The sequence below is a fragment of the Candidatus Limimorpha avicola genome (genome assembly GCF_056978975.1).
This window is the reverse complement of the sequence record NZ_DBMCYK010000004.1, coordinates 1-22,435: the sequence shown is the minus strand read 5'-3', so window position 1 is coordinate 22,435 and position 22,435 is coordinate 1. Positions and strand designations below refer to the sequence as shown.

Sequence of the window (22,435 nt, the reverse complement as noted above, 5' to 3'; positions counted from 1 at the left end):
TCTAAATCGGCAAAATCCAAATAAACACATTTATATATGCTTATTTGAAAATCTATCTTCAATCATAATCAAAGGCCATACATGCTTTTAGTTTGATTTAATGTATTTTCTCCTACTATATAAGCATAACACGCAACCGGCATAAAATGAAGTCTCTTTCCGTTTAACTCTTTTAATCCATTCTTTTTGATACTCGTCACTAACGCATTATTCATAGCATGACGATCCATAAAGTAAAAGAGAGATTTTAGATCACCGGGATTGGAGTAATAATAATCAGACCATTTTATCTCTACTGCCCAATATGGTTTTTGACGCGCAATATTCAAACCTACAATATCTACTTCTCCTTGTTGTTTACCTTGCCGCCAATTTGCATATCTGAGTTCTACGCTTTGTCTCGGAAACCACTGAGCATATACTGCTGTTTCAACCATGTCTCCAATTTCATTGTCATGTTCATTAATAGGCTCGAATAATGCACATCGCAGAGATGGGTTGGTAAGATATATCTTAAATTGGGTTTCTCTTTGATAGCTCTTTGCTGTATCATCTATACGCCTTACAACTTGTATAAGGAATGCCGCTTTAAGATAATTAATATACTTTTTTAATGTCTCTTTTTGAACTCCCGATTCTTTTGATAATTTCTCGTATGAAAATTGCGCACCGGAATGATATGCAATCATAGTAAACAAAGAATTGAGCTCCTGTACATCACTTATGCCATATAAACTCGGCAAATCACGAAGCAACACCTTGTCAATTATGTCGTGACGAATGAATTGTCCCGGATTTTCTTTTATTTTATCAGAGAAAACGACTTCCGGATATCCTCCATAATTAATGTAATCCAAAAACAATTCGTTTAGTTTAACAATATCAATAGTGTTATAAACACTCGTTGTGAAATTATCCCATACATATTCAACAGTAATCATAATATTAGCATACCCTTTAAGATGGATATACTCATAAAATGTAAGTGGTGGTAAACTGAAATCTGTAAATCTTCCTGCTCCACTTTCATCACTTCTTTTCTTTAATTCTGCGGCTGCTGAACCAGATGCAATAAATTTAACATTAAAGTAAGTATCAACAAGAGATTTTAATTCTACCTCCCAATTTTTAAGATATTGTATCTCATCATAGAACATGTACATCTGTTCATTATTGGGAATTTTTCCTAATGTAGAGCAGGCCAATATGAAAAGTTGTTCTAAATAGATTTTATTATAAATTGGAGTCTCCACTGATATGTATATAATATTTTGAGGAGGGACACCCTCATTAATAAGACGTTGTATTGCATGATATATCAATATTGTCTTACCTACGCGCCGTGGTCCCATAAGTATCGTAGCTCGACGAATATCATGCTCTCGTACTAAGGGGTAAAATATATTCAAATATAATCTGGGAGACATCTTTGAAATATAATCAGGAATATGTCCCTCCGTCCACCATGGATTATCCACCTTTAATCTTCCTATGATTTGTTTCTCTAATAATTCCGTATATTCCATTTTAATATATTTTAATATTACAAAGATATAAAAACTTTGCAATATAACGCTAATTAAATGTGCTTATTTTGTCGATTTACTATAAAAAAGAATATAAAAAGCATAAGTTAATGCTAATCTGTCTTCAAAACCATATACTCTTTTTTTGTCCAATCTTTCCTCCCATCGCCTCAGGCCGTCTCAGACGGTGCGGTTTGTTTGCGCAAATTTCATTGGTTTTGATTTAATACATTGATTATCAATACTAATAAATTTCTTCCATGAGGACGAATATTAATAAGGTAATTGGTTATCAATTAAATAAAAAAAGATTCATAGCTAACTATGAGTCTTTTTTTTGTTTAAATATGACTTGTTTGGAAAATGTTGTTGTCAATCAGTTCTTTATGATATTTTTTTCTTGATGTGGAAGTAGTTGTAGATAATGAATTCATTGCCTTCGTTTTTTCCATCGGTATTTTACGCTTTATCTGCTTTTGTGTTTACAAGTTTCCAGATATTGAACATCTTCAACATTTTATTGGTCTTTGAGTCTATGAAATTTCTGTAATCCGATGCTAATATGGCAATCAGAATGAAGATAGAAGCAATGACTGCATAACCATATACTTCTTTGAGACTTACCATAATGATTTGTCTTTGAAATTCATTATACAGTGAGGTGAATGAATCTGTGTTTTGATACATACAGTCGATGTAGCTTCCTAAATTTGCAATGTTTTCCTGTTTTGCATAGTTGAAAATGCGTTTTATGATGGCTGAGTTTAATGGTCCTCCGAAACTGGTTCGTATGAATCCTATGACACACATGGCTTCAAAATAATAATTGAAGCTTACACAACCCGCTAATGCGTATGTTAAGGAAGTATAGACAATGCTTACTCCGGCTCCTTTGAATATTAGCGGCAAATAAAGCATGTATTTTTCTGTAGAGGCGTCAATCAGAAAGTAAAGCAAGGTTTGGTAAATCATGAATGAAAAGAACCCTGTCAAGACAATCTTTTTGATACGCCAGTTCCATTTTTTCAAGGCTGAATAAAAGAAACTTGTTCCCAAGATTATCCCTGTTACTATACCCCAGTTGAGATCGGCGTTGTGCCGTGCATCAAAATTTAATATTGCGGATGTAAATGTATTCTGAATGGAAGTTGAAGTAGCAGACATTAACGTCATGCATCCGAAAAGTATGAATATGAACAGCATGTTATGCTGGGAGAATGTCCCGGGATTGATGTACGGATGCCTGATGGTGCAGGCTCTGTAAAGGCACATCATTAACAGTATTATTGAGATGATGATAGCAGTAGGTATCTCTTCTCCGTCAAACCAGTCAAAATGTTCTCCGTAAACACAGATGAATACTATGCATAACAACCATAAGCTCCACAATATCCCTCCTATATAATCAATGCCTTTGAATGGTATGTACGGTCCTTGCCGGTAATGACGTCTCATGCAGAAATAAATCAAGGCAAATATCAGTATGAATGCCCCAACAGTTAATCGGTGCATTGCTTTCCAGTCGAAGGCATATATGCTGTATCCTGTAGCAATATTGACAAGTTGGACGCTGCCTAAAACAAAAGTAAACAAAAATGGGAAAAATATGGCAAAATCACGTTGAGGTGTAATTTTGAGCTGTATGTTGTTCCAACATACAAACGTGCTGACTATCTTGAAAAAACCGCTGATAAATGACAGCAAAACTACTAATGGCAGAAAGTCGGATACCATGCACAGAAAGTCGCTTATGATGAATATTATAGCGGAAACAAGGAGAATGTCTCTTGTGTTGAATCTGAAAAGTATCCTGAACAATAGCGGGAAAGCCATCGTTAGTCCTGTCATGGAAGCATATCCCGCCATCATGATATCTTCGGTTATCCACGACAGACTGCCGCTCATCTCGGCAACTGCTGACATATAAACTCCTCCTGAAAACATGAAAACGATGATGATAAGTATCATTAAAGGAAATCGTAACCATAATGGTACGAAATCTTTCCATACCATAATGCGTCTTGCAGAGGATATTTCTTCCGGTGATGATGTTGGTGAAGACATGCTTTCAATATTTTATTTTACATTCAACATTCATTCCGGAACGTAATAGTTCTATGGCGTCTCTGCTGTTTTTGTCAGTAAAGACAATCTTTACAGGGATACGTTGTTCTATCTTTACAAAATTTCCGGCAGAATTGTCTTGAGGAATTATCGAATATTGTGCACCTGTGGCATTAGAAAGTCTTTCTACGCTTCCGTAATATTCTATTCCCGGTACTGCGTCAACCTTTATGCTTACCGGCATCCCTGACTTGATGTTTGCTGTTTGAGTTTCTTTATAGTTGGCAATTACTCATACATTGTCGTGTTCTACAACCGACAGCAGTGTCTGTCCCGGCTGTATTAGCTGTCCTTCCTGTATTGCTTTCCGTGAAGTCACACCATCGCATGGTGATACAATTACAGTGTATGAAAGGTTTAGCTCAGCAAGATTCTGTGCGGCTTTTGCGACTTCAATATTGGTCTGATTCTGTTCCAAACGTTGTGTTTGTTCTTTTTTCAATAATGAAGTACTCATTTTCTGACGTATAAGCATGTCATATTTGGCTTTGGTGGCTTCGTAGTCTGCTTTTACATTGTCATATTGCTGTCGGGTGACTGCATTTTGCTCCAGCAATTGTTTGTATCTTTGAAAATCTGTTTCTGTTTGGGTAAGCCTTATTCTCAATTCTTCTATGTTTGCGTCTGAAACAGTCAGATTGTTTTCAGTAGTGGAGATGACAGTCTCCATTGCAGTGTTTTCCATGAGTGCTTTTTCATAATTGGCTTTTGCCTGTACTACTTTGAGTTCATATTCAGTACTTTCTATTATTACTAAAGTGTCTCCTTCATGGACAAATTCGAAATCATCAAAGCATACCTTTTGTATGAATCCTTGGACTCTTGAGTTTACCGGTATTATGTTACGTCTGATTTGTGCATTGTCGGTGTATTCTACACGTCCAAGATGAATGAATTTGGAACAGACCCAAAACAGTCCGCATAAAATTATTGTTATTGCAATAATGTTGTTAATGTTTTTTCTTGTTTTTTTATTCATATTAGTTAAGTTTTCAATTGTTAATGGAATTAAGCGTACCGGTTTCATACAACAGTTTGTAATAGCTGTAGATTACATTAATTTGTGCATTGACCAGTTGAACTTCGGCAGCTATTTTCAAATTGTCGGCATCGACAAGATCTGTGACAAGAACTAAATCGTTGGAATATCTGTTTGATGTAATCTCATAATTCTCAATTGCAAGTTGAAGACTTTTTTCCTGTGTCTTCAAAAGTTCGAAAGAGTCGAGATAATGTATATATGCAGCCCGTACATTGTGAGATATATTATTCTCTGATAAAGATAGCTCAAAATTGGCTTGTTCTATTGAGGTTCTTAAATAGGAGAGTTCTTTGGGAGTCTTATACAGATTTCCAATGCTGAATGTAAGTCCCATGCCGACATACCATGTGTTGATGTTGTTGTAAAGTACGGGAATTTCGTATGTTATTGGACCTTTAAGATTGTCGCCTGCCATTAAGTTCAAATGCGGCATAATTCCTGCTTTTACAGTTTTTTCTTTTCTGTAAAGCATGTCTATTGCAAGACGGTTTTTGTTTAATAGGGGAGAATTTTTGCTCGCAATGTTTTGAAATTCAGATTCTTCGTGTTTTTCCATTCTGTTTTTAAGCAATGTTGAGTCCGGAAAGATTTCTGTTTGGGGAGGAAGCTCGAGCAATGTTACAATCTTGTCATTGTATATTTTTATCGAACTTAATAATTCCGTACGCTTGTATTTTAGATTTTGATATTGTACTTCATATCTGGTAATATCGTTGTTAAGTACTATTCCAACAGATTCACGAGCTTTCATGTCGTGTATGATCTGCATGGTTTGTTCCATGTTGCGGTCATATACTGTCAACAGGTTTCTGTATTTATATAGGTCTAAGAAATATCCTGTCAATAAAAAATATACTTCCTGCCGATGTTCTTCAAGATCCCATTCTGCTATTTCTTTCCCTATTTCAAGGGCTTTGATTTCATTGTAAATTGCTCCTCCGGCAAAGACGACTTGGGAAGCCTCTATTGAAAAATTGTCTCCAAAATGAGGAGATGAAAATGTCTGACCATTGGAGAAGTCCCTGTCAGATACCCATGCGTCTCCGTTGTATGATGCAGAAGCCGAGAAAACAATGTCCGGAAGAAGTGCGTTCTTGGCAATGGAGATGTTCTGTTCCGCTCCTGTAACTGCATATTCATAGATTTTGATGATTTTATTGTTGGCATCTGCCAGCGTGAAAAGTTCTTCTATGCTCATGAAACGTTCTGATGCTTGTGCCATTATCTCGTTAGCACAAAGCAAAATTATACTTGTTATTATCGTTTTAATCAAATGTTTCATATATTGTTGATATTATAAATAATTTACATTAGCAACTAAAATTATAAAAAAATATCAGATACTGTCTGCTTTATGGGATATCTCATCTATGACTTCAAAAAAGACAGCAAGTTTTTCCGGAGACAGATCCTGAAGCAGCTCAGATGACAATTTTTTTTCTATTTCTTGGTATTTGGCAACAACTTTTTCTCCTTTTTCAGTGATACTTAATAAATTTTCACGTCTATCTTCAGGGTTGACGGTACGCTTGACGAGATCTTTACTTTCCAAAGAGTCAATCATTCGCATCACCACCGATTTGTTTTTGCCTGTAGCAATTGCGATATTCTGCAGTATCTGGTCGGTTTTTGCTCCAATCATGTTAAGCAGGATAAACTCCTCAACAGTTAATTTGGTGTCGGCTTCGGAAGCATACCTCAGTTTCATTAAACGGTGTAATTTATTTCTGAGTTTACCAACGGTTGTTCCTAATAAAACTTCTTTCATTTCAGAATAATTTGGCTGCAAATATACTGAAATTTTAAAGATGTTTGCAGATAGTCGAAAAAATAATTGCTATTGCTTACTTTTTTTTGTTCGGAGTGAATTTTTTCAAAATATGTTATCTGAGATTATTAATTTATCGGCTTAATCTGTTAATATTGTGCGAATGTTGGAGTTATTTGAATTGTGCGTATATGAGTTTAATGGAGATCCTGTTTTATCGGACAGTGGCAGCATTTTTGCAACAAAACTAATAAATTGGCAGTTCGTCATTACAACTGTTTTTTCACATCAGTTAAAACGGAAATTGTTCAGATTTATCAAATCTTCTATTTTTGTCTTGTTAGGTTGCCAGGTCCTCACATGAATACAAGGCAACTTTTCACGCAAGTCAACAATAAGGAAAAGATAACCCACATCGGAATACGAATTTGAATAATATTCTTGTTTTATCTGTACTCCGAAAAGGTTTTCTCCATTGGCAGCCTGAATGAAATTGGTATCCCTGAATTTAAGATTTATATACTCCCTGCTGTTGAAAGCCCTGTTCAGACTTTTTATATATTCCGCTTTGGTTTTTTGATTCAATTCTATAAAACTTTCGTCCTTGTAATACACACCATCTACTAATTTGCGGCGTTGCATCACACGTCCTACTATTATCAAAGCGTCATCCGAAAATATCTGGTCAAGGTAGTCGATTCGTTTTAAGGCGTATGCAGTCTGATAATCTTCAAGAAAGTTGATGAGTGTGAGTCTTGACCTTTCATCCCATTGTTTTTTGCCGAGTATATCGAATTCCGTCATGTCGGTCAAACGGAAAGCAATAGATGTAACAAGTCCGGTACTGTCATCGAAACGAAACACTACGTCTTCGCTAAATCCGGCATTGTTTTTGAAATCGAATTGCATGGTGATGCTGCGGCATATCACCTCGTTGTTGAAATGTAAAAACTTGTATTGCGGCAAACCAATGACACTCATGTTGCCGAATCTGGCAAGACGCTGCAACATGTCATAGCCTTCAGGGGAGAAACAACTTTTTGCGTCTTCTATTTTCCTGTTGCGCAACGCTTTTTCTATTATCTCCATCGACTTGATGTATTTCTTTTCATCAACGCCATATTCATCTATAAGATTATTGGTGTTTTCCTGTTTCTTTTTCAGGTCTTCTCTTTGATATTCATGAGGCTGTTCTTTCGTGACTTTGAGTTTTTCAATACTTACCGTTTTATTGGCACCGGTCATGTGTATCTGTTTGTTGAGAGTCGTCATTACAGAAAATACGGTTCTGTCGAAATTTTCAGCTTCATTGCGGAATTCTGTGTCAATGCGTATGTCTATCTTGTCTATGTCTTTGTTCTTCAATTGTATTTGGGATTTGCCGTTGTTGACTCTCATGGGACGCATGCTTTGTCCGTCATAGTATTGATAACTTAGGTTGCTGACGTAATCTCCATTGTTTGTGAACACAAGTTCTATGACATCGTCGTTTCTATTGTATTTGTTGGGCACAATGTTTATATCGTTGAGCATGTCGTTGATATGATTGACTATCCATTTGTATGCGGGCACTTTGATGTTTGTCTCGGGGTCAATGCATAGTATTTCATTGCCGTTCGGATGCGACAGACATAACAGAGCGCTCCAATAATAATATTTTAATGCATCACCTGTCATCATCTGTTGCTCTTTGTCGTAAGCTTCTTTAAGATAAAAATGAATGTTCCTTTCTCTTTCATTGCAAATCTCAGCGAATTCATCTTTTTTAATATATCTTAAAATATGATTGTCATCAGCTATAATTTGATCTGAACTGGTAGATATTAACTTCTTAAAAGTACCGAAAACTTTACTTATCCATTCTTCGGCATCGTCATTGGAAATATATATTATATTGGCTTTGAAGTTATGTTCAATATTCTCCATCAATGCATCCAAAGCTATGTTGTTACATTCATCAATATTTTCACAATCAGTGCTTTCACCGTAATAATATTTTGAATCAGTTTTGATGGTATTGACCAATTTTTTGTTTCCTTTAGAAGATTGGGCATTTGTAAGATCGAAAAATGTCAATAAACACAATAAAAGTAATGCTCTTTTCATATTTTTTTTAATATGTGCAAAGTTAAGTAATTTTTTCTGTATGTTGTACGAAGTCATTTGACTTTTTTTAGATTAAAAAAAATCTGTTTTTTGGTATATATATATTTTCCATTAAAAACACCATATATGGCATCTCGATAAATCCGTATCAAAAAAATTATTGACACTAAAAAAATCTTGTGGATAAATTTTTAAATAAAATTCGTGTTTTTTATTTTTGCAGGAAAAATATTAAACCATGAAGAAATTCCTGATATCCATATTGTTTGTATTTGCCACATTGTTGTCTTTTCCACAAATAAAGGTATTGTCGATAGAACCTGACGAGGCTGACTTGACGGCGAGGATAAATCCCAAACAGGACCGTAACGGGTTTAACTGTGCATTGTTGAGGATAACGACAGTGGGGGTCAATGGAGAGCAAAGACGAAAGTTCCGTTTTACCGGAGATATGGCAACTCAGATAGTGGATGTGACTTTCCCTTCAGGTGAGATATGGGTTTATCTTTCTCCGGGACGAAGTACTCTTACCATAACTCATGATGACTATGGCAGGGTGATATACGACATGCCTTATGAATTGAAAGAAAAGACATGTTATTTGATGGTCTTGACAGCGGCTGAGAATGTTAACAGGATAATGACAAACTATTTAGTGATAAAAGCAGACCAGCCTCATGCTGTGATATATATAGATGATGATTTTGTGGGTGAGAAAGAGGTTTATAAATCGTTCGTGGCCGGAGAAGAACACACTTGGAGAATTGAATGTGACTTGTATCATACAGAGAACGGAAGTGCAAAAATAGGTTATGATGAGAAAACGGTAATAGAAAAGAAATTGCGTCCTGCATACGGATTCATCCATGTGACAAGTGTTCCTGAAAGTGGCGCATTGGTGTTTGTTGACGGGAAAAAGATGGGGGAAACACCTTTTATGTCGGACAAGATACCAAGTGGTGAACATAGTGTGATTGTAATGAAAGAAATGTATGAACGCATGGAGAGAACGGTGAAAGTTAATGATGACAGTATTACTGAAGTGATAATGGAGATGAAAGCCGATTTTGTGTATGTGACGGTGACGACTGACAAACAGGCAGATATTTATGTCGATGGAGAGAGAAAAGGACAGGGGTCCTGGACCGGAAAAATCTCAAAGGGGAAACATCTGTTTGAGGCAAAAAGATATTCTCACCATACAACAATGCGGACTGTGGAACTGATGACAGAAAATGAAGCAAATGTTACGATACCTGACCCTGTTCCGGTTTATGGCACTCTGAATGTGGAGAGCGAGCCAATGGGTGCAAAAATATATCTCGATGGTGAACTGAAAGGAGAGACTCCGGCTGTCGTCTCAAATGTTTTGATAGGTTCCTGTGATTTGAGACTCGTGAAAGACGGTTTTGTTCCGGTAGATAAAACAATAACAATTAAAGAGAATGAGGTGTTGGAGGTAAAGGAGAAAATGCAGAAAGAACTGCCGGGAAAAAGAGTGAAAGTCTTAACTAATAAAGATGGAGACAAGATATTTGTGGATGGTAAATATAAAGGGAAGAGTCCTTTGGAATTGTTCTTGTCTTATAAAGAATACATTTTTAAAGTTGAAAGAAATGGACGTTCTGTAATGCAAATGGAAAATATACAGCCGGGAAGTGATGATGTCATAATGATAAATTTTGAAGATGAAAAATATGATAATGTTGCAGATGACATAAAAAAAACTGCTGTGGTTAAAAATAAAAAAGTGATTGATAGGAAAAAACAACAAAAACTGCATTTGGATTTTGGTTGCGGACCTATGGTGGGCTTACATGTGAGTGGTTTGGATAATAGTGATATCTTGGAAGATTATGCAATAATGGATTTTGGATTTGCTTTTGGCGTTTTTTCACGTTTTGTAATAAACCGTATAGATGAATCAGATTCTTTTGGCTTTGTTTTACAACCGGAATTGCTCTATTATAATACTAAATATGATTTGTCAATGAAAAATTACGATAATGCTACTCTTGAATTTTCATCTTTGTCTGTTCCTTTGCTTTTTGGCTTTCAGGGGGAAGAAAAGCCGTTGAAATTGAGAGCTGCTGTCGGTCCGGTTTTTCAACTGTTGCTTGACCAGAAGGTGGAAGTGGAAAATAATACTGAAAAAACGGATTTTAAAAATATGATCGGATTGAAAATTGATCTGGGTGCGGATTGGGGAAGAATAACAGTTGATCTTGGTATTAATATTGGTCTGACAGATTTTGAAGGTGATGCCGGTTTTATTGAAGGTTTGGGTTATCATACAAGAGGAGAGTTTGTTGAAATAGAGGACATGAATCAATATATGTTGATGATTACTTTGGGGTATAAATTCTTTTGATAGATCCCGTCTTTAAATGATGTAAAGTATTGTAATAACTCGTTTGGAATTTTTTATGCTGTTGTTGTAAGGTAAAATGATTTTGTTTGGATATTGAATGTAATACATTGACAGGAAATATATTACACATAGTTTAAACGGGGAACAAATATTAAGTCGGAAACAATGAGAATTTACTTTTGTTGGTTGCTATCATATTTACGGGATTTATAATATTTCTTATGTTGGTTCTGTAAAATTTATATGTAATTTTGGAATAGCTTTCTTAGGTCCTTATAATAAGGACTTTGGGAGAATTACCCGATTTTGAGGTAATGACTTGGCAACTGTGCCATTTGCAGCGTTCTGCTATGAATTGCGTTCAAATAACTCGTTTGTAAAGGTATTTAAATTGTTTGAATACTCAAAATACAAATGCTATTAAGTAATGTAGGGGAAGTTCTTCTACAAAAACTTCCCCTATATTACTTATGAAACATTTTAAAGTGCTTCAAGTAGGAATTTCAAAATTTTCTCTTTTCGTGTTGCTATTTTGTTTTTATCCCAATAGCGTTCTGTTTCGGTCATATCTCTAACTTCTTGTTGTTGGCGCAATTGGGTATAAGTTTTTCTTTTTTCTTCAAAAGGAATGTTTCCGATAGAAATATTATGATGCGCGGATAACAAAAGGTAATTGCCCAAACAATCTATATAATGATTCTTAAATTCATCATCATACTCACCATATCCACTTTCAGGATTTTCCGTTTGCGGTGCAATATGTTCCAAATGTGGATTTTTAATCGACTCGTACCTAACTGGAGAATAGCCAAGTTTACCTTCTGCCTGGATTAGGTGATTTTCATACTTCCATAATAATATTTTGGCAATGTCGGGTTTTATCCACCCTTGTAATGTACGTTCTAATTCGTTATCATTCCAATAGCCCCACAAACCATCTTGTTTTTTCATCCAATCAATATGGCTAATGATTGGTTCGATATTACCGTCGAATTCTTTAAAAACATCATTTAATCGGGATGTTAAATCAGCTCTTGTGCCTATTACGCGATGTCTGACAAAAATAGACTCTAAAGAATTTGCAAGTCGTAGCATATCGCTGTCTGATACTCCATGTAAAAGGGCTTTGATGACGAAAGGAAATAATAATCCATAATTCCCTGACAAAATCAAGGAATGATATGCTATCTGTTCTTTTTCTGATTGGAAAAATGACTTAATTTGTTCAAAACAAGCCGCTAATTCTCTGGTAAAGTCCCGAATGAAATCAATACGGGTATCGCTTTCCAATTCAGCATTAACTCGTTGTATAGCATTACTTTCCCATAAAGAATTAAAGAAAACACGGAGTGTATAAGTCAATACATTATCCTCATCTATTTTATGCTCTATCTTGGAAATTGATTTGTATATCTCTTCAAATCGATTTTTAATCTCATCAATCAAATCATTCTTTTCATCTTCCGCACCTCCGTATAAATGTACATTGTACATAAACTGAGCTTTTATAATTTCAAGATTAGACGGCTTTTTACCTCTATTGTTCTGAAAGATGAACATTTGAATAGCTTCCGCTTCATTTTTAACAATGTGTGTAGTACAGGAAGCATTCATTACAGCATTTAACAATGATACTATTTGAGACTCTTCCATTTGAGAGAACTTCTCAACAAAAAAGTCAAAGGCATCTACAATTCTTTGTTTTGATTTAGTATCCAAACCACTATGGTCTTTTTTTATCTGATTGATTATGTAATCTTTAAATAATTGATTGTCATAATCAACTGTAGAAAAATGATAAACCTGTCTGACTTTTATCATGCTTTTGTAAGCAAAATCTTCTTCATCGGTTAAAACTCTAAATTCTTTTAATCTGCTGAATAGGGCTGCAATAAATATGGTTATCGTTGTTAAACGCTGCTGACCATCTATAATACCAAAACATGTTTCACTTTTTTCTTCAAATAAGAAATGTCCGAAATAGTACCGAGATGAAGAGTCGCTTTTAATATAATCCTGTAAATCAATCAAAAAAGTATTTACCTGCCGTGCTGTTTTATTTGGGTCAAATTCTGTATCCCAAGAATAAGCACGTTGATAATTAGGTACATAAATATTATTACCCGATAACATTCGGCTGATATTAGTCAAAGAATCCATATTATTCAATTATGAGGTTGTGTGAAAATTATCAAAATCAAGGTAGAATATTTGTAAATTCTACCTTGATTTGTTTCTGTTTAACGTGCTGGACGTGTACTAATTTTCTTACCAAATCTATCATAAGTATCCAACCAAGCACTTCTCCTTACAATGAATGTATCACCTGAGATACTAACAAATGAACCGATATATTCACTAAGCGTTTTGTACTTTTTACCTGATTCATCATATAAATCGTACCATGCACTTCGTCTTACAACGAAGAAATTTGCCGCCCAGCCAAGTACTTCACCGATATTTTCGCTGAGTGTTTTTTGTTTTTTTCCACGTTCGTCATAGATGTCATACCATGCACTACGACGATCAATCATTGAAATAGCCATAATTTAAACAAATGATCTCCCAGTCCCTTGAAGACCTCTTATTTATACACCGAAGCGTGGAACTGCAATGCCACATCTTAAGTTAGAGGTCCTGAGAAAACCTTGTAGTACAGATATGGAAACAACAGTCCACGCTATAGCGTGAAAACCACTATGCTATCCTTGTACTACGTTTGAAATTTCTCAGGTTTCTAACTTACAAGATAAGCATAACGCTTCTTTTCTAAAATATGTCTAGGAAAGAGTTTCCTCAATCCGAATGCAAAAGTACAAAAAGTTCTCGATATGACACCAAATATCACAGACTTTTTTTTGACTTACGATTGAATACCATTATTTTGCTTTCTTGTCGGCATTCCCAATGATTGCATAAACTCGTCTTTCTTCCGCCTGAACCAACTGACATGCGAAACACCATCTATGTTGAGGTTGAAATTGCCATCCTTGTCCTTTTTAAGTGAACATATCGTTTTGTCTGCCCTGAAATGTTGGTTGAACTCGCGCGAATACAGTTCGCCTTTAATGGAATGAGATTGCTTTCGTGATACCGCACTCTTTTATCATCTTTTTCAGCGGTTTGCAGATAGACCAGTAGTTCAGATGTGGAATACCGATTTGTCCGTTTGGAACGGCTCGTAACGCTTGATAATCTGCAAAGGAATATCAAGCAATTTCACTTGGAAAGGAATTTTTGTCTTGTGCCGTTTGGATATTATCCACTTCTCACCGTTTACCTCCACAATATCATCGGTGGTCAGTTCCTTTATATCCACGAATGAGAGTGCCTTAAAGCTGGCGAACACGAAGATGTCACGGATATAGGACAGCTTGCTGTCCGCAAACTCGTGTGTCATCAATGTTTTCAGCTCATCTTCCGTCAGATACTCACGTTCCTTGATGTTGGGACTGATGTGGAACTGCGCAAACGGACTTCTTGGAATAAGTCCGTTGAAGTGCGCACGCATCACCACACTTTTCAGCCACATGCAGTTGGTCCAGATACTGCCGTTCTGCAATCCTCTGTCGGTGGAAAGTAACACGGCAAACTCCTTGATGAAGTCAGGCGTAAGTTCCAACATCGACATGTCGTTACGCTTGTAGAACGACTTTATAAAGGCTGCGACATAGTTTCTCGCCCTTACCATTATCTTGTATGTTCCGATGGTTCGGTCTTTACCCACACGTTTGAGGAAGTTGGCACAATCCTTATCGAATGCTCTGATAAGCGTTTCATATTCGCTGCCTATTCCTTAATATGCGTTGCGTACCATTTCGGTGGTTACATACGCTTCTCGGTCTGAAATGCGTTGGTAGTGCTTGATGATTTGTGCCTTGATGTTATCCAAAGCGTGGTTGATGTCACGAGCCTCTATGCTCTTGCCTTTGGCTCGGTTGCCTTTCACATCCCAAAGGGTTTTCGGAATGCTCTGTTTGCAACTGAACTGCGCCACCGTTCCGTTGATTGTCACTCGTCCCATGATGGGGACAATACCGTTTTTCTCCTTGCTGCCGTTTACGTAAAACAGCACTTTAAATGTACTTCTTGCCATACTCGTTTTTTAAAGTGCAAAACTAAATATCAACGAGTTAACCATTGCTATGCAAAACGATGACAATCGACGCAACATTTATCCACCTGCAAAAAATCGCACTTTTTCGGGTAACGATTTGAGAACCGTTCTCTTTCTATATTCCGCTTTTTATTGCGTTTTACACTTTTCAGTCTTGTCATCGTTTGTCACCGTAATGACATTGATGTTAAGACAATTAGCGTCATTCTTCCAATTTTTCGAGGTTATTCCAGCATTTTTATGTAATTTTGTCATTAATATATATGTTTTTAAAAATAAACATGTCTTATGAAAAATATTAAGGAAATATACCTTGCAGGTGGTTGTTTTTGGGGCGTTGAACATTATTTTAAGATGTTGAATGGTGTAACGGATACTGAAGTGGGCTATGCCAACAGTGTAAAAGATAATCCTTCTTATCGGGAAGTGTGTTCCGGAACAACTCATGCTGCAGAAACGGTACGGGTTCGCTATGACAGTTCTGTTATATGTCTTGAGTCAATACTTGATATGTTTTTTTATGCCATAGACCCTTTAAGTCTTAATAAACAAGGTAATGACGTGGGTGTACAATATAGAACAGGTGTATATTATACCGAGCCTTCTGATTTGCCTGTTATTGAAAAGGTGTTCTCGGAACAGCAGAAGAAATTCAAATCCGAGATGATGGTTGAATTGTTGCCTCTTCAGAACTTTTTCACTGCAGAGGACTTTCATCAGGATTATCTCGACAAAAATCCTTCAGGTTATTGTCATTTGTCTCGTGAGCTTTTCGAATTTGTCAAAAATGCAAACTGTAAATCAAAATGATTTATTGGATTTTAGTATTTGTTGAAAAATAAGTTTTTTCTTTGTCTTGTCATAGTGTTGAATATGATTCGTTTTATTGTATTTTTAGTTCATATTTTAACTAAATAATAATTTTTTAAACGAAAGGTTATTTTTTTGTTGTCTTTCTGCCAAATGTTTCATACTTTTGTAGGCAAGTTAAAAGATATGATATTTCAACCTACATATAAATTTACTTATCTGAACATCAAAGATAGAGACAGGTTTTGATGCCTTGTTGTGCCACATTGCCTTAAGATGAATAATCTTTTCTATTTAATTTTTGAAAATTTATTAACTTAAAATATTGATAATTATGGAATTACCATTTGCAGAATCATGGAAAATCAAGATGGTTGAACCCATCAAAAAAAGTACACGAGCAGAACGTGAACAATGGATTAAAGAGGCTCATTATAATGTGTTCCAATTGAAAGGGGAACAGGTTTATATAGATTTGCTGACTGACTCCGGTACCGGAGCGATGAGCGATCGTCAGTGGTCGGCTCTTATGCTTGGAGACGAAAGTTATGCAGGCGCACGTTCTTTTTATAGAATGAAAGATACGATAACGAGAATTACAGGTTTTGAGTATGTACTGCCTACTCATCAGGGACGTGCAGCCGAAAATGTGGTGTTCGGCGTCCTTGTTAAAGAAGGTGACTATGTGCCCGGAAATTCTCATTTCGATACTACAAAAGGTCATATAGAGTCACGTAAGGCTTTTGCTATCGACTGTACTGTGGATGAGGCTAAAAACACTCAACTTGAAGTGCCTTTCAAAGGTAATGTCGATCCTAAGAAACTCGATGCCTGTCTTGCAGAACATGCTGACAAAGTGCCGTTTATCATTGTTACTATTACCAACAATACTGCCGGCGGACAGCCTGTATCGATGCAAAATTTGCGCGAAGTACGTCAGATAGCTGATAAATATGGTAAAAAAGTGATATTCGACTCTGCCCGATTTGCTGAAAATGCTTATTTTATCAAGACGCGAGAAAATGGTTATCAAGATAAGACTATCAAGGAGATATGCAGAGAGATGTTCTCGTATGCTGATGGTATGACGATGAGTGCCAAAAAAGATGCTATTGTCAATATGGGCGGATTTTTTGCTACTAACATACAAGAATGGTACGATATGGCAAAAGTGAGAGGTATTGTATGTGAAGGTTATCTCACATACGGCGGTATGAATGGCCGCGATATGGAGGCTCTTGCCGTTGGTCTTGATGAGAATACCGAATTTGACAACCTCGAGTCTCGTATCAGACAAGTGCAATATCTTGCTTCTAAATTGGATGAATATGGCATTCCTTATCAGCGTCCTGCCGGTGGTCACGCCATCTTCGTTGATGCACCAAAAGTGTTGACTAATGTACCTAAGGAGGAGTTCCCTGCTCAGACATTGACAATAGAGTTGTATCTTGAAGCCGGCATACGTGCTTGTGAGATAGGTTATCTTCTCGCCGACCGTGACCCGATTACACGCGAAAACCGTTTCAACGGTCTCGATTTGGTACGCCTCTGCATCCCTCGTCGTGTCTATACCAATAATCACATGGATGTCATCGCTGCCGCCCTTAAAAATGTTTACGACCGCAGAAACGAAATTAAACGCGGCGTCCGTATTACCTGGGAAGCAGAATTGATGCGCCACTTTACTGTTCAATTGGAACGTTTGTAATATTTATATTATATGTCTCTCTCTTGAAAGAGAGAGACATATCTTGTTACTCTATATACATGATAAAAGCAATAATCTTTATTTTTGCATTGACATTCCCTGTGGCAGTGTCTTCCAACGCTTTCAGTCTCGATATGCAGCAAAGGTTGGGAAAAAAGATTTTTTTCCTTGTATTGCTCTCTATAATTCAGGCTGTTATGTGGTTACTAGGCAGACTGCTTGGGTCTTCGTTTATGCACCTTCTCTCAGATTATGCCAAATTCGTACCGGTTGTTCTTTGTTTCATTGTCATGTTCAGAATGTTGTTGGATACTATAAAGATAAGAAATGGCGGCAATCTTTTTGTTGTTGACAATGTCAAACAGTTGTCATTCTTGTCAGTGGCATTAGGTATCAATACGTTCTTCGTGGGACTTGGATATGAATATTTCCCATTGTGCGGTGATATTACCCCTTTGGTCATTTTGATCGCAGCTCTTGTATGGGCGTTTTCCGAGGCTTTTACTCCTTTTTCTAAAATCAAGTTATTGATTAATAGCCTTCTTAATCTTGTTTTCTCCTTGGTGATTCTTGTTATGGGATTACTGACTTTATAATGTTTTTATGATAATGTTTATGTTCGCATCTTTTTGATGTCGATACATCCATTTAATGTATTGTTTTTTATTTGTAGAAATTAAATGGGAAAGTTAATTTCTTATTACATTTGATATTATTTGAATTGTCAAATGTTTTTTTATTACTTTTGCATAAATGTTTAACTGAAATTAAGGTTTTGATTATGAAACGTCTGTATTTTGTTATTCTATTAATATTAATAGGTGTATCTGTATGTAATGCCCAACCTGCAGGTTATTATGATTCTGCCGAAGGAAAAGTTGGAGAAGAGTTAAGAGCAGCATTGCACAATATTATCAAAGGACATAACAGTGTGTCGTATAGTGCATTATGGACACATTTCATAAATACGGATGCAAAACCTGATGGTACTGTTTGGGATATGTATTCTGATGTTCCCGGTGGTACACCACCTTACGTGTTTAATTTTGGGAACGATCAGTGTGGCAATTATTCAGGTGAAGGAGATTGCTATAACAGAGAACATATCTGGGCATTGTCATGGTCTGATGATGATGGTGTGTTGCGTACTGACTTATTCCATCTCGTGCCTACTGATGGTTATGTCAATAATAGAAGAAGCAATTATCCTTTCGGAGAGGTTGATTCCCCGAGTTGGACTTCACGCAATGGCTCTAAAGTTGGTGATTGCTCTGTGTCAGGGTATAATGATAAGGTCTTCGAGCCTATAGATGAATATAAAGGCGATATAGCTCGGTCTTTGTTTTATGTAAGTACTCGTTATTATGGTGAGGATGCTCAATGGTCTTCAAGCGGAATGACAAATAAGTCGGTTATCAAGGCATGGGCTGTGGATATGCTGCTCGAATGGCATAGAGATGACCCCGTGAGTGAAAAAGAGATACAAAGAAATGAGGAGGTATATGCCATCCAGCATAATAGAAATCCTTTTATAGATAATCCCGATTTTGCCGAGATGATATGGAGTTCGACTTGGAATACAGAAGAACTTTATAATGATGTGACAGTGGAAGTATGGCCAAACCCGACGAACTCGATGTTGAACATTAAAGGTGATAATATTGTTAAAATCAATGTGTTCAATACTTTAGGTGTCATGATGGCTTCTTTTGATGTAAAAGGAGAGTGTTATAATACCATAAACGTTTCATCTTATGATAATTCTTTGTTGTTTTTACAAGTCGTAGGCGAAAACGGAAACTATGTGACAAAAACGGTAATGGTTGCAAAATAAATAGTATATATAAATAAGGTGTATGATATATATTACTAAAATATTTCATTACGAAGCGGCTCATGTGCTTTTAGGATATGATGGAGCATGCAGCAATATTCATGGCCATTCTTATGAACTGCAGGTGACTGTAAAAGGTGAACCTGCAAATGATGCTTCGAATCCGAAAAACGGTATGGTAATGGATTTCGGTGATTTGAAAAAGATTGTCAATGATAGTATTATCTCAGAATTTGACCATGCTTTTGTTATGAATGCCAATATGTCACAGGATTTTATAGAAGATGTAAGAAAAAGGTTCGAAAAGGTGATAATAGTATCATATCAACCTACCTCAGAAATGATGCTTGAAGATTTTGCAAAAAGAATTATGTACAAATTACCTCCCGGAGTTGAGCTACATCGCCTGATGTTGAGAGAAACAAACAGTTCGTTTGCAGAATGGTTTGCTATTTAGAATCATTCTAAATTTTATTATTTTTCTAAAAATATATATATTTTTTGTAGGATTTTTTTCATTTCAGTTGTCATATTATCGTAAAATTTTACAAAAATATGTCAAAAAGAGTGAGAAAATACAGGTCCATGACCTTGTGTAAATGTGATAATACATTGTATATTAATATATTAAGTCTAATTAACATTATTATTAACTAAAATTGATGCGCTATGAGAAAATTTATAGCATGTTTGTTGCTATTGGTGTTTATGGCACCATTTGCAGCACAAGCCAATGAAATTATCGTTGGCAATGGAACGACGTCGAGTTATAATGCGCCGTTCAACAATTTTTACAAGAACTCGTGGAATGAGACAATCTATCCGGCGAGTGGTTTTATGCTGCCGGGCACAATCAACACAATTTCCTATAATTGTGCTACTGCTTCAGCATTAACATTTCCGACACTTAAAATTTATATGGGTGTTACAAGCAGAAGTTCACATTCTTCAACGTCAGACTGGCAACCGGAAAGTGAACTGACATTGGTATATTCAGGCACTGATGTCACCGTAGGCTCATCTACAGGATGGCAGACATTTACCTTGGATACTCCTTATTTCTATGATGCTACGAACAATTTAGTGGTTGTCGTAGCTAAGACATGTGATGATTGGACGTCAGGATTGCAGTATTATTATACATCTACTTCAAATGCAGTGTTGTATCGTCAAAATGATTCTAATTTGTCTTATGCCGAATATCCGACAGGAACAGGTACCAGATCAAGTTATGCAGCCAATGTCAAATTTGACATGACACTTCCTGATGGTGCAGAGATTACAGTAAATCCATCCACTATGGATTTGGGTTATCGCCCCAACGGAGCATGGATGCGTCCTTTGGAAGTGAACGTATCTAATCTTGGAGCTCCGGCGACTATCAATGCTATAGAACCTACAAATTCATTCTTCTCGGTTGAAGGAATCGAGACACCTATGGTGTTGAACTATGGTGAAGAAGTCGGTTTTGAGATAGCCACAGGGAGCACGACAGCCGGAGCTGTTAATGCACAACTTGTGATAGCTTATACAGATGACAGAGCTGTTAATATGTATGATTTGACAGCAATTGCATACGACCCTGTATGTCCGGACGTATGGGAGTTGGCACAGGTTGTTTCATCATTCCCATATACGACCAATGTATCAGGAGTGTATGACAACTATCAGTTACCCGGTTCAAATCCTGATGGTAATGATGCTGTTTACAAAATAACCGTAAATGAAGACAAACTTCTCACAGCTGTTGTCTCAACAGGAGAGAATCCAAAAGTAGCTGTTTATGCAGAAGATTTTGGCGGACAACCGGGTCCCGGCATTGACAACAATTATACAGGCCCTGTTATCGGAGCAGGTGGTGGCAGTCAAGGAGGTTCTGGCGATGAGTTCATGTTCGATTTTGAAGATGGAATACAAGGCTGGACTAAGATTGATGCCGACGGAGACGGACATAATTGGAATCACAGTTCAGAGGTGTCATCATATTTGATAATAACTCCACATAATGGCAGTCTTGGTTGTGTAATGTCGGAGTCATATTATAATCCGGGATATGCAGCATTGAATCCGGACAATTATTTGGTAACTCCGGAAAAATATATGATTAGTGCAAACTCGGTACTTTCATTTTATGTATGTGCTCAAGATGCATCGTATGCAGCTGAACATTACGGAATAGCAATATCTACAACAGGCAATGCTTCTGCATCGGACTTCACTACAATATGGGAAGAGACTTTAACAGCAAAAAGTAGTGGAGCAAAAGGAATGCGTGGAACTAATGCTCAGGGTGCTTGGTATCTTAAGACTGTTGACCTGAGTGCATACGCAGGACAAGAAGTATATATAGCATTGCGTCATTTTAATGTTTCAGATCAGTTTGTTATCAATGTCGATGACATAGCCTTGAGTGCCGGATCACGTGATATGGTAGCAACGAGAGATGTTATTTTTGAAGAAGATTTCGAAAGTGGCTCTTTGGGTTCAGGATGGACAACAACCTACAATGGTGATTATCAATGGGAAGTCCTTTCTTCTTCACCTATTGGAACATTCCCTCCATACTCAGGCTCTTATGCTGCTTATAGAGATTGTGGCGGTGACGATGTTACAGATTATTTGATCACTCCTCTTATCGACTTGACAAGTTATATCGATATTAATTTGTCTTTCTACGGAATAGCTGCATCATGGGCTGGTGATGTTAATACTCTTTCTGTGAACTACAGTAGTTCAGCGAATGGCCCATGGACGACATTATGGTCAAATAATGGTAATGTGATTAATCCTTGGCAAGAAATAAATGTTGATCTTTCTTCACTTGCGGGTCAAACTGTTTATCTCGCATTTGGTTGCTTTGATGCTTATGGCTATCCAACCGGTGTAGATAATATTGTTATTACAGGTACTTTGGGTTCTACTGTTCCCGGTGTTGAAAACATGCATCTTGTACCCGGTACATATTATATAGTGGCATCTTCAACAGATGACAACTTTACAGTTGACATCAACGTTGAACCGGTCCCGGT

Annotated in this window: 14 protein-coding genes and 2 pseudogenes; 7 read left to right on the top strand and 9 right to left on the bottom strand. The window is 36.6% G+C overall.

Going from position 1 to position 22,435, the window contains the following annotated elements; genetic code table 11:
• Nucleotides 1-68: 68 nt before the first annotated feature.
• The 6 genes and pseudogenes from ACZOVS_RS02925 to ACZOVS_RS02900 form a co-directional block, all read right to left on the bottom strand.
• Complete coding sequence (locus ACZOVS_RS02925; protein ID WP_483995737.1) at nucleotides 69-1,526, bottom strand: ATP-binding protein; 1,458 nt, start codon at nucleotides 1,524-1,526, stop codon at nucleotides 69-71.
• Nucleotides 1,527-1,985: 459 nt separating this feature from the next.
• The gene (locus tag ACZOVS_RS02920; RefSeq protein ID WP_483995736.1) at nucleotides 1,986-3,590 is read right to left on the bottom strand and encodes a hypothetical protein; all 1,605 of its coding nucleotides are present in this window, start codon (nucleotides 3,588-3,590) and stop codon (nucleotides 1,986-1,988) included.
• A gap of 4 nt (nucleotides 3,591-3,594) precedes the next feature.
• A pseudogene (locus ACZOVS_RS02915) lies at nucleotides 3,595-4,629 on the bottom strand (HlyD family secretion protein).
• A 13-nt stretch (nucleotides 4,630-4,642) separates the two neighbouring features.
• Nucleotides 4,643-5,974 carry a TolC family protein gene (locus ACZOVS_RS02910; protein WP_483995735.1) on the bottom strand — a complete coding sequence of 444 codons (1,332 nt, stop codon included), beginning with the start codon at nucleotides 5,972-5,974 and terminating at the stop codon, nucleotides 4,643-4,645.
• A 54-nt stretch (nucleotides 5,975-6,028) separates the two neighbouring features.
• Entirely contained in the window at nucleotides 6,029-6,460 is a 432-nt protein-coding gene (locus ACZOVS_RS02905; protein ID WP_483995734.1) for a MarR family winged helix-turn-helix transcriptional regulator, read from the bottom strand.
• A gap of 288 nt (nucleotides 6,461-6,748) precedes the next feature.
• Nucleotides 6,749-8,566: a hypothetical protein gene (locus tag ACZOVS_RS02900; RefSeq protein ID WP_483995733.1), complete on the bottom strand. Its 1,818-nt coding sequence runs from the start codon at nucleotides 8,564-8,566 to the stop codon at nucleotides 6,749-6,751.
• Nucleotides 8,567-8,804: 238 nt separating this feature from the next.
• Here ACZOVS_RS02900 and ACZOVS_RS02895 point away from each other — a divergent pair, with 238 nt between their 5' ends.
• Nucleotides 8,805-10,937 carry a PEGA domain-containing protein gene (locus ACZOVS_RS02895; protein ID WP_483995732.1) on the top strand — a complete coding sequence of 711 codons (2,133 nt, stop codon included), beginning with the start codon at nucleotides 8,805-8,807 and terminating at the stop codon, nucleotides 10,935-10,937.
• 480 nt (nucleotides 10,938-11,417) lie between these two features.
• On the opposite strand, the gene ACZOVS_RS02890 is transcribed toward ACZOVS_RS02895, so the two are convergent.
• The 3 genes and pseudogenes from ACZOVS_RS02890 to ACZOVS_RS02880 all read right to left on the bottom strand — a co-directional run.
• A complete protein-coding gene (locus ACZOVS_RS02890; protein ID WP_483995731.1) occupies nucleotides 11,418-13,097 on the bottom strand; it encodes a DUF262 domain-containing protein in 1,680 nt (559 codons plus the stop codon).
• An 80-nt stretch (nucleotides 13,098-13,177) separates the two neighbouring features.
• Nucleotides 13,178-13,483: a hypothetical protein gene (locus ACZOVS_RS02885; RefSeq protein ID WP_483995730.1), complete on the bottom strand. Its 306-nt coding sequence runs from the start codon at nucleotides 13,481-13,483 to the stop codon at nucleotides 13,178-13,180.
• 522 nt (nucleotides 13,484-14,005) lie between these two features.
• Nucleotides 14,006-15,033: pseudogene (locus tag ACZOVS_RS02880) on the bottom strand (site-specific integrase); the annotation flags it as partial.
• 309 nt (nucleotides 15,034-15,342) lie between these two features.
• Here ACZOVS_RS02880 and msrA point away from each other — a divergent pair.
• From msrA to ACZOVS_RS02850, 6 genes are all read left to right on the top strand, one after another.
• Nucleotides 15,343-15,864, top strand: coding sequence for a peptide-methionine (S)-S-oxide reductase MsrA (gene msrA / locus ACZOVS_RS02875; protein WP_483995729.1), 522 nt, complete (start codon nucleotides 15,343-15,345; stop codon nucleotides 15,862-15,864).
• Between the two features lie 334 nt (nucleotides 15,865-16,198).
• The gene (tnaA, locus tag ACZOVS_RS02870) at nucleotides 16,199-17,572 is read left to right on the top strand and encodes a tryptophanase TnaA (protein WP_483995728.1); all 1,374 of its coding nucleotides are present in this window, start codon (nucleotides 16,199-16,201) and stop codon (nucleotides 17,570-17,572) included.
• Nucleotides 17,573-17,631: 59 nt separating this feature from the next.
• A complete protein-coding gene (locus ACZOVS_RS02865) occupies nucleotides 17,632-18,168 on the top strand; it encodes a manganese efflux pump (RefSeq protein WP_483995727.1) in 537 nt (178 codons plus the stop codon).
• Nucleotides 18,169-18,353: 185 nt separating this feature from the next.
• On the top strand, nucleotides 18,354-19,406 hold the full coding sequence (locus ACZOVS_RS02860; RefSeq protein WP_483995726.1) for an endonuclease: 1,053 nt from the start codon (nucleotides 18,354-18,356) through the stop codon (nucleotides 19,404-19,406).
• Nucleotides 19,407-19,428: 22 nt separating this feature from the next.
• Complete coding sequence (locus ACZOVS_RS02855; RefSeq protein WP_483995725.1) at nucleotides 19,429-19,863, top strand: 6-pyruvoyl trahydropterin synthase family protein; 435 nt, start codon at nucleotides 19,429-19,431, stop codon at nucleotides 19,861-19,863.
• Between the two features lie 212 nt (nucleotides 19,864-20,075).
• A partial coding sequence (locus ACZOVS_RS02850) for a choice-of-anchor J domain-containing protein (RefSeq protein WP_483995724.1) occupies nucleotides 20,076-22,435 on the top strand: 2,360 nt, incomplete at its 3' end.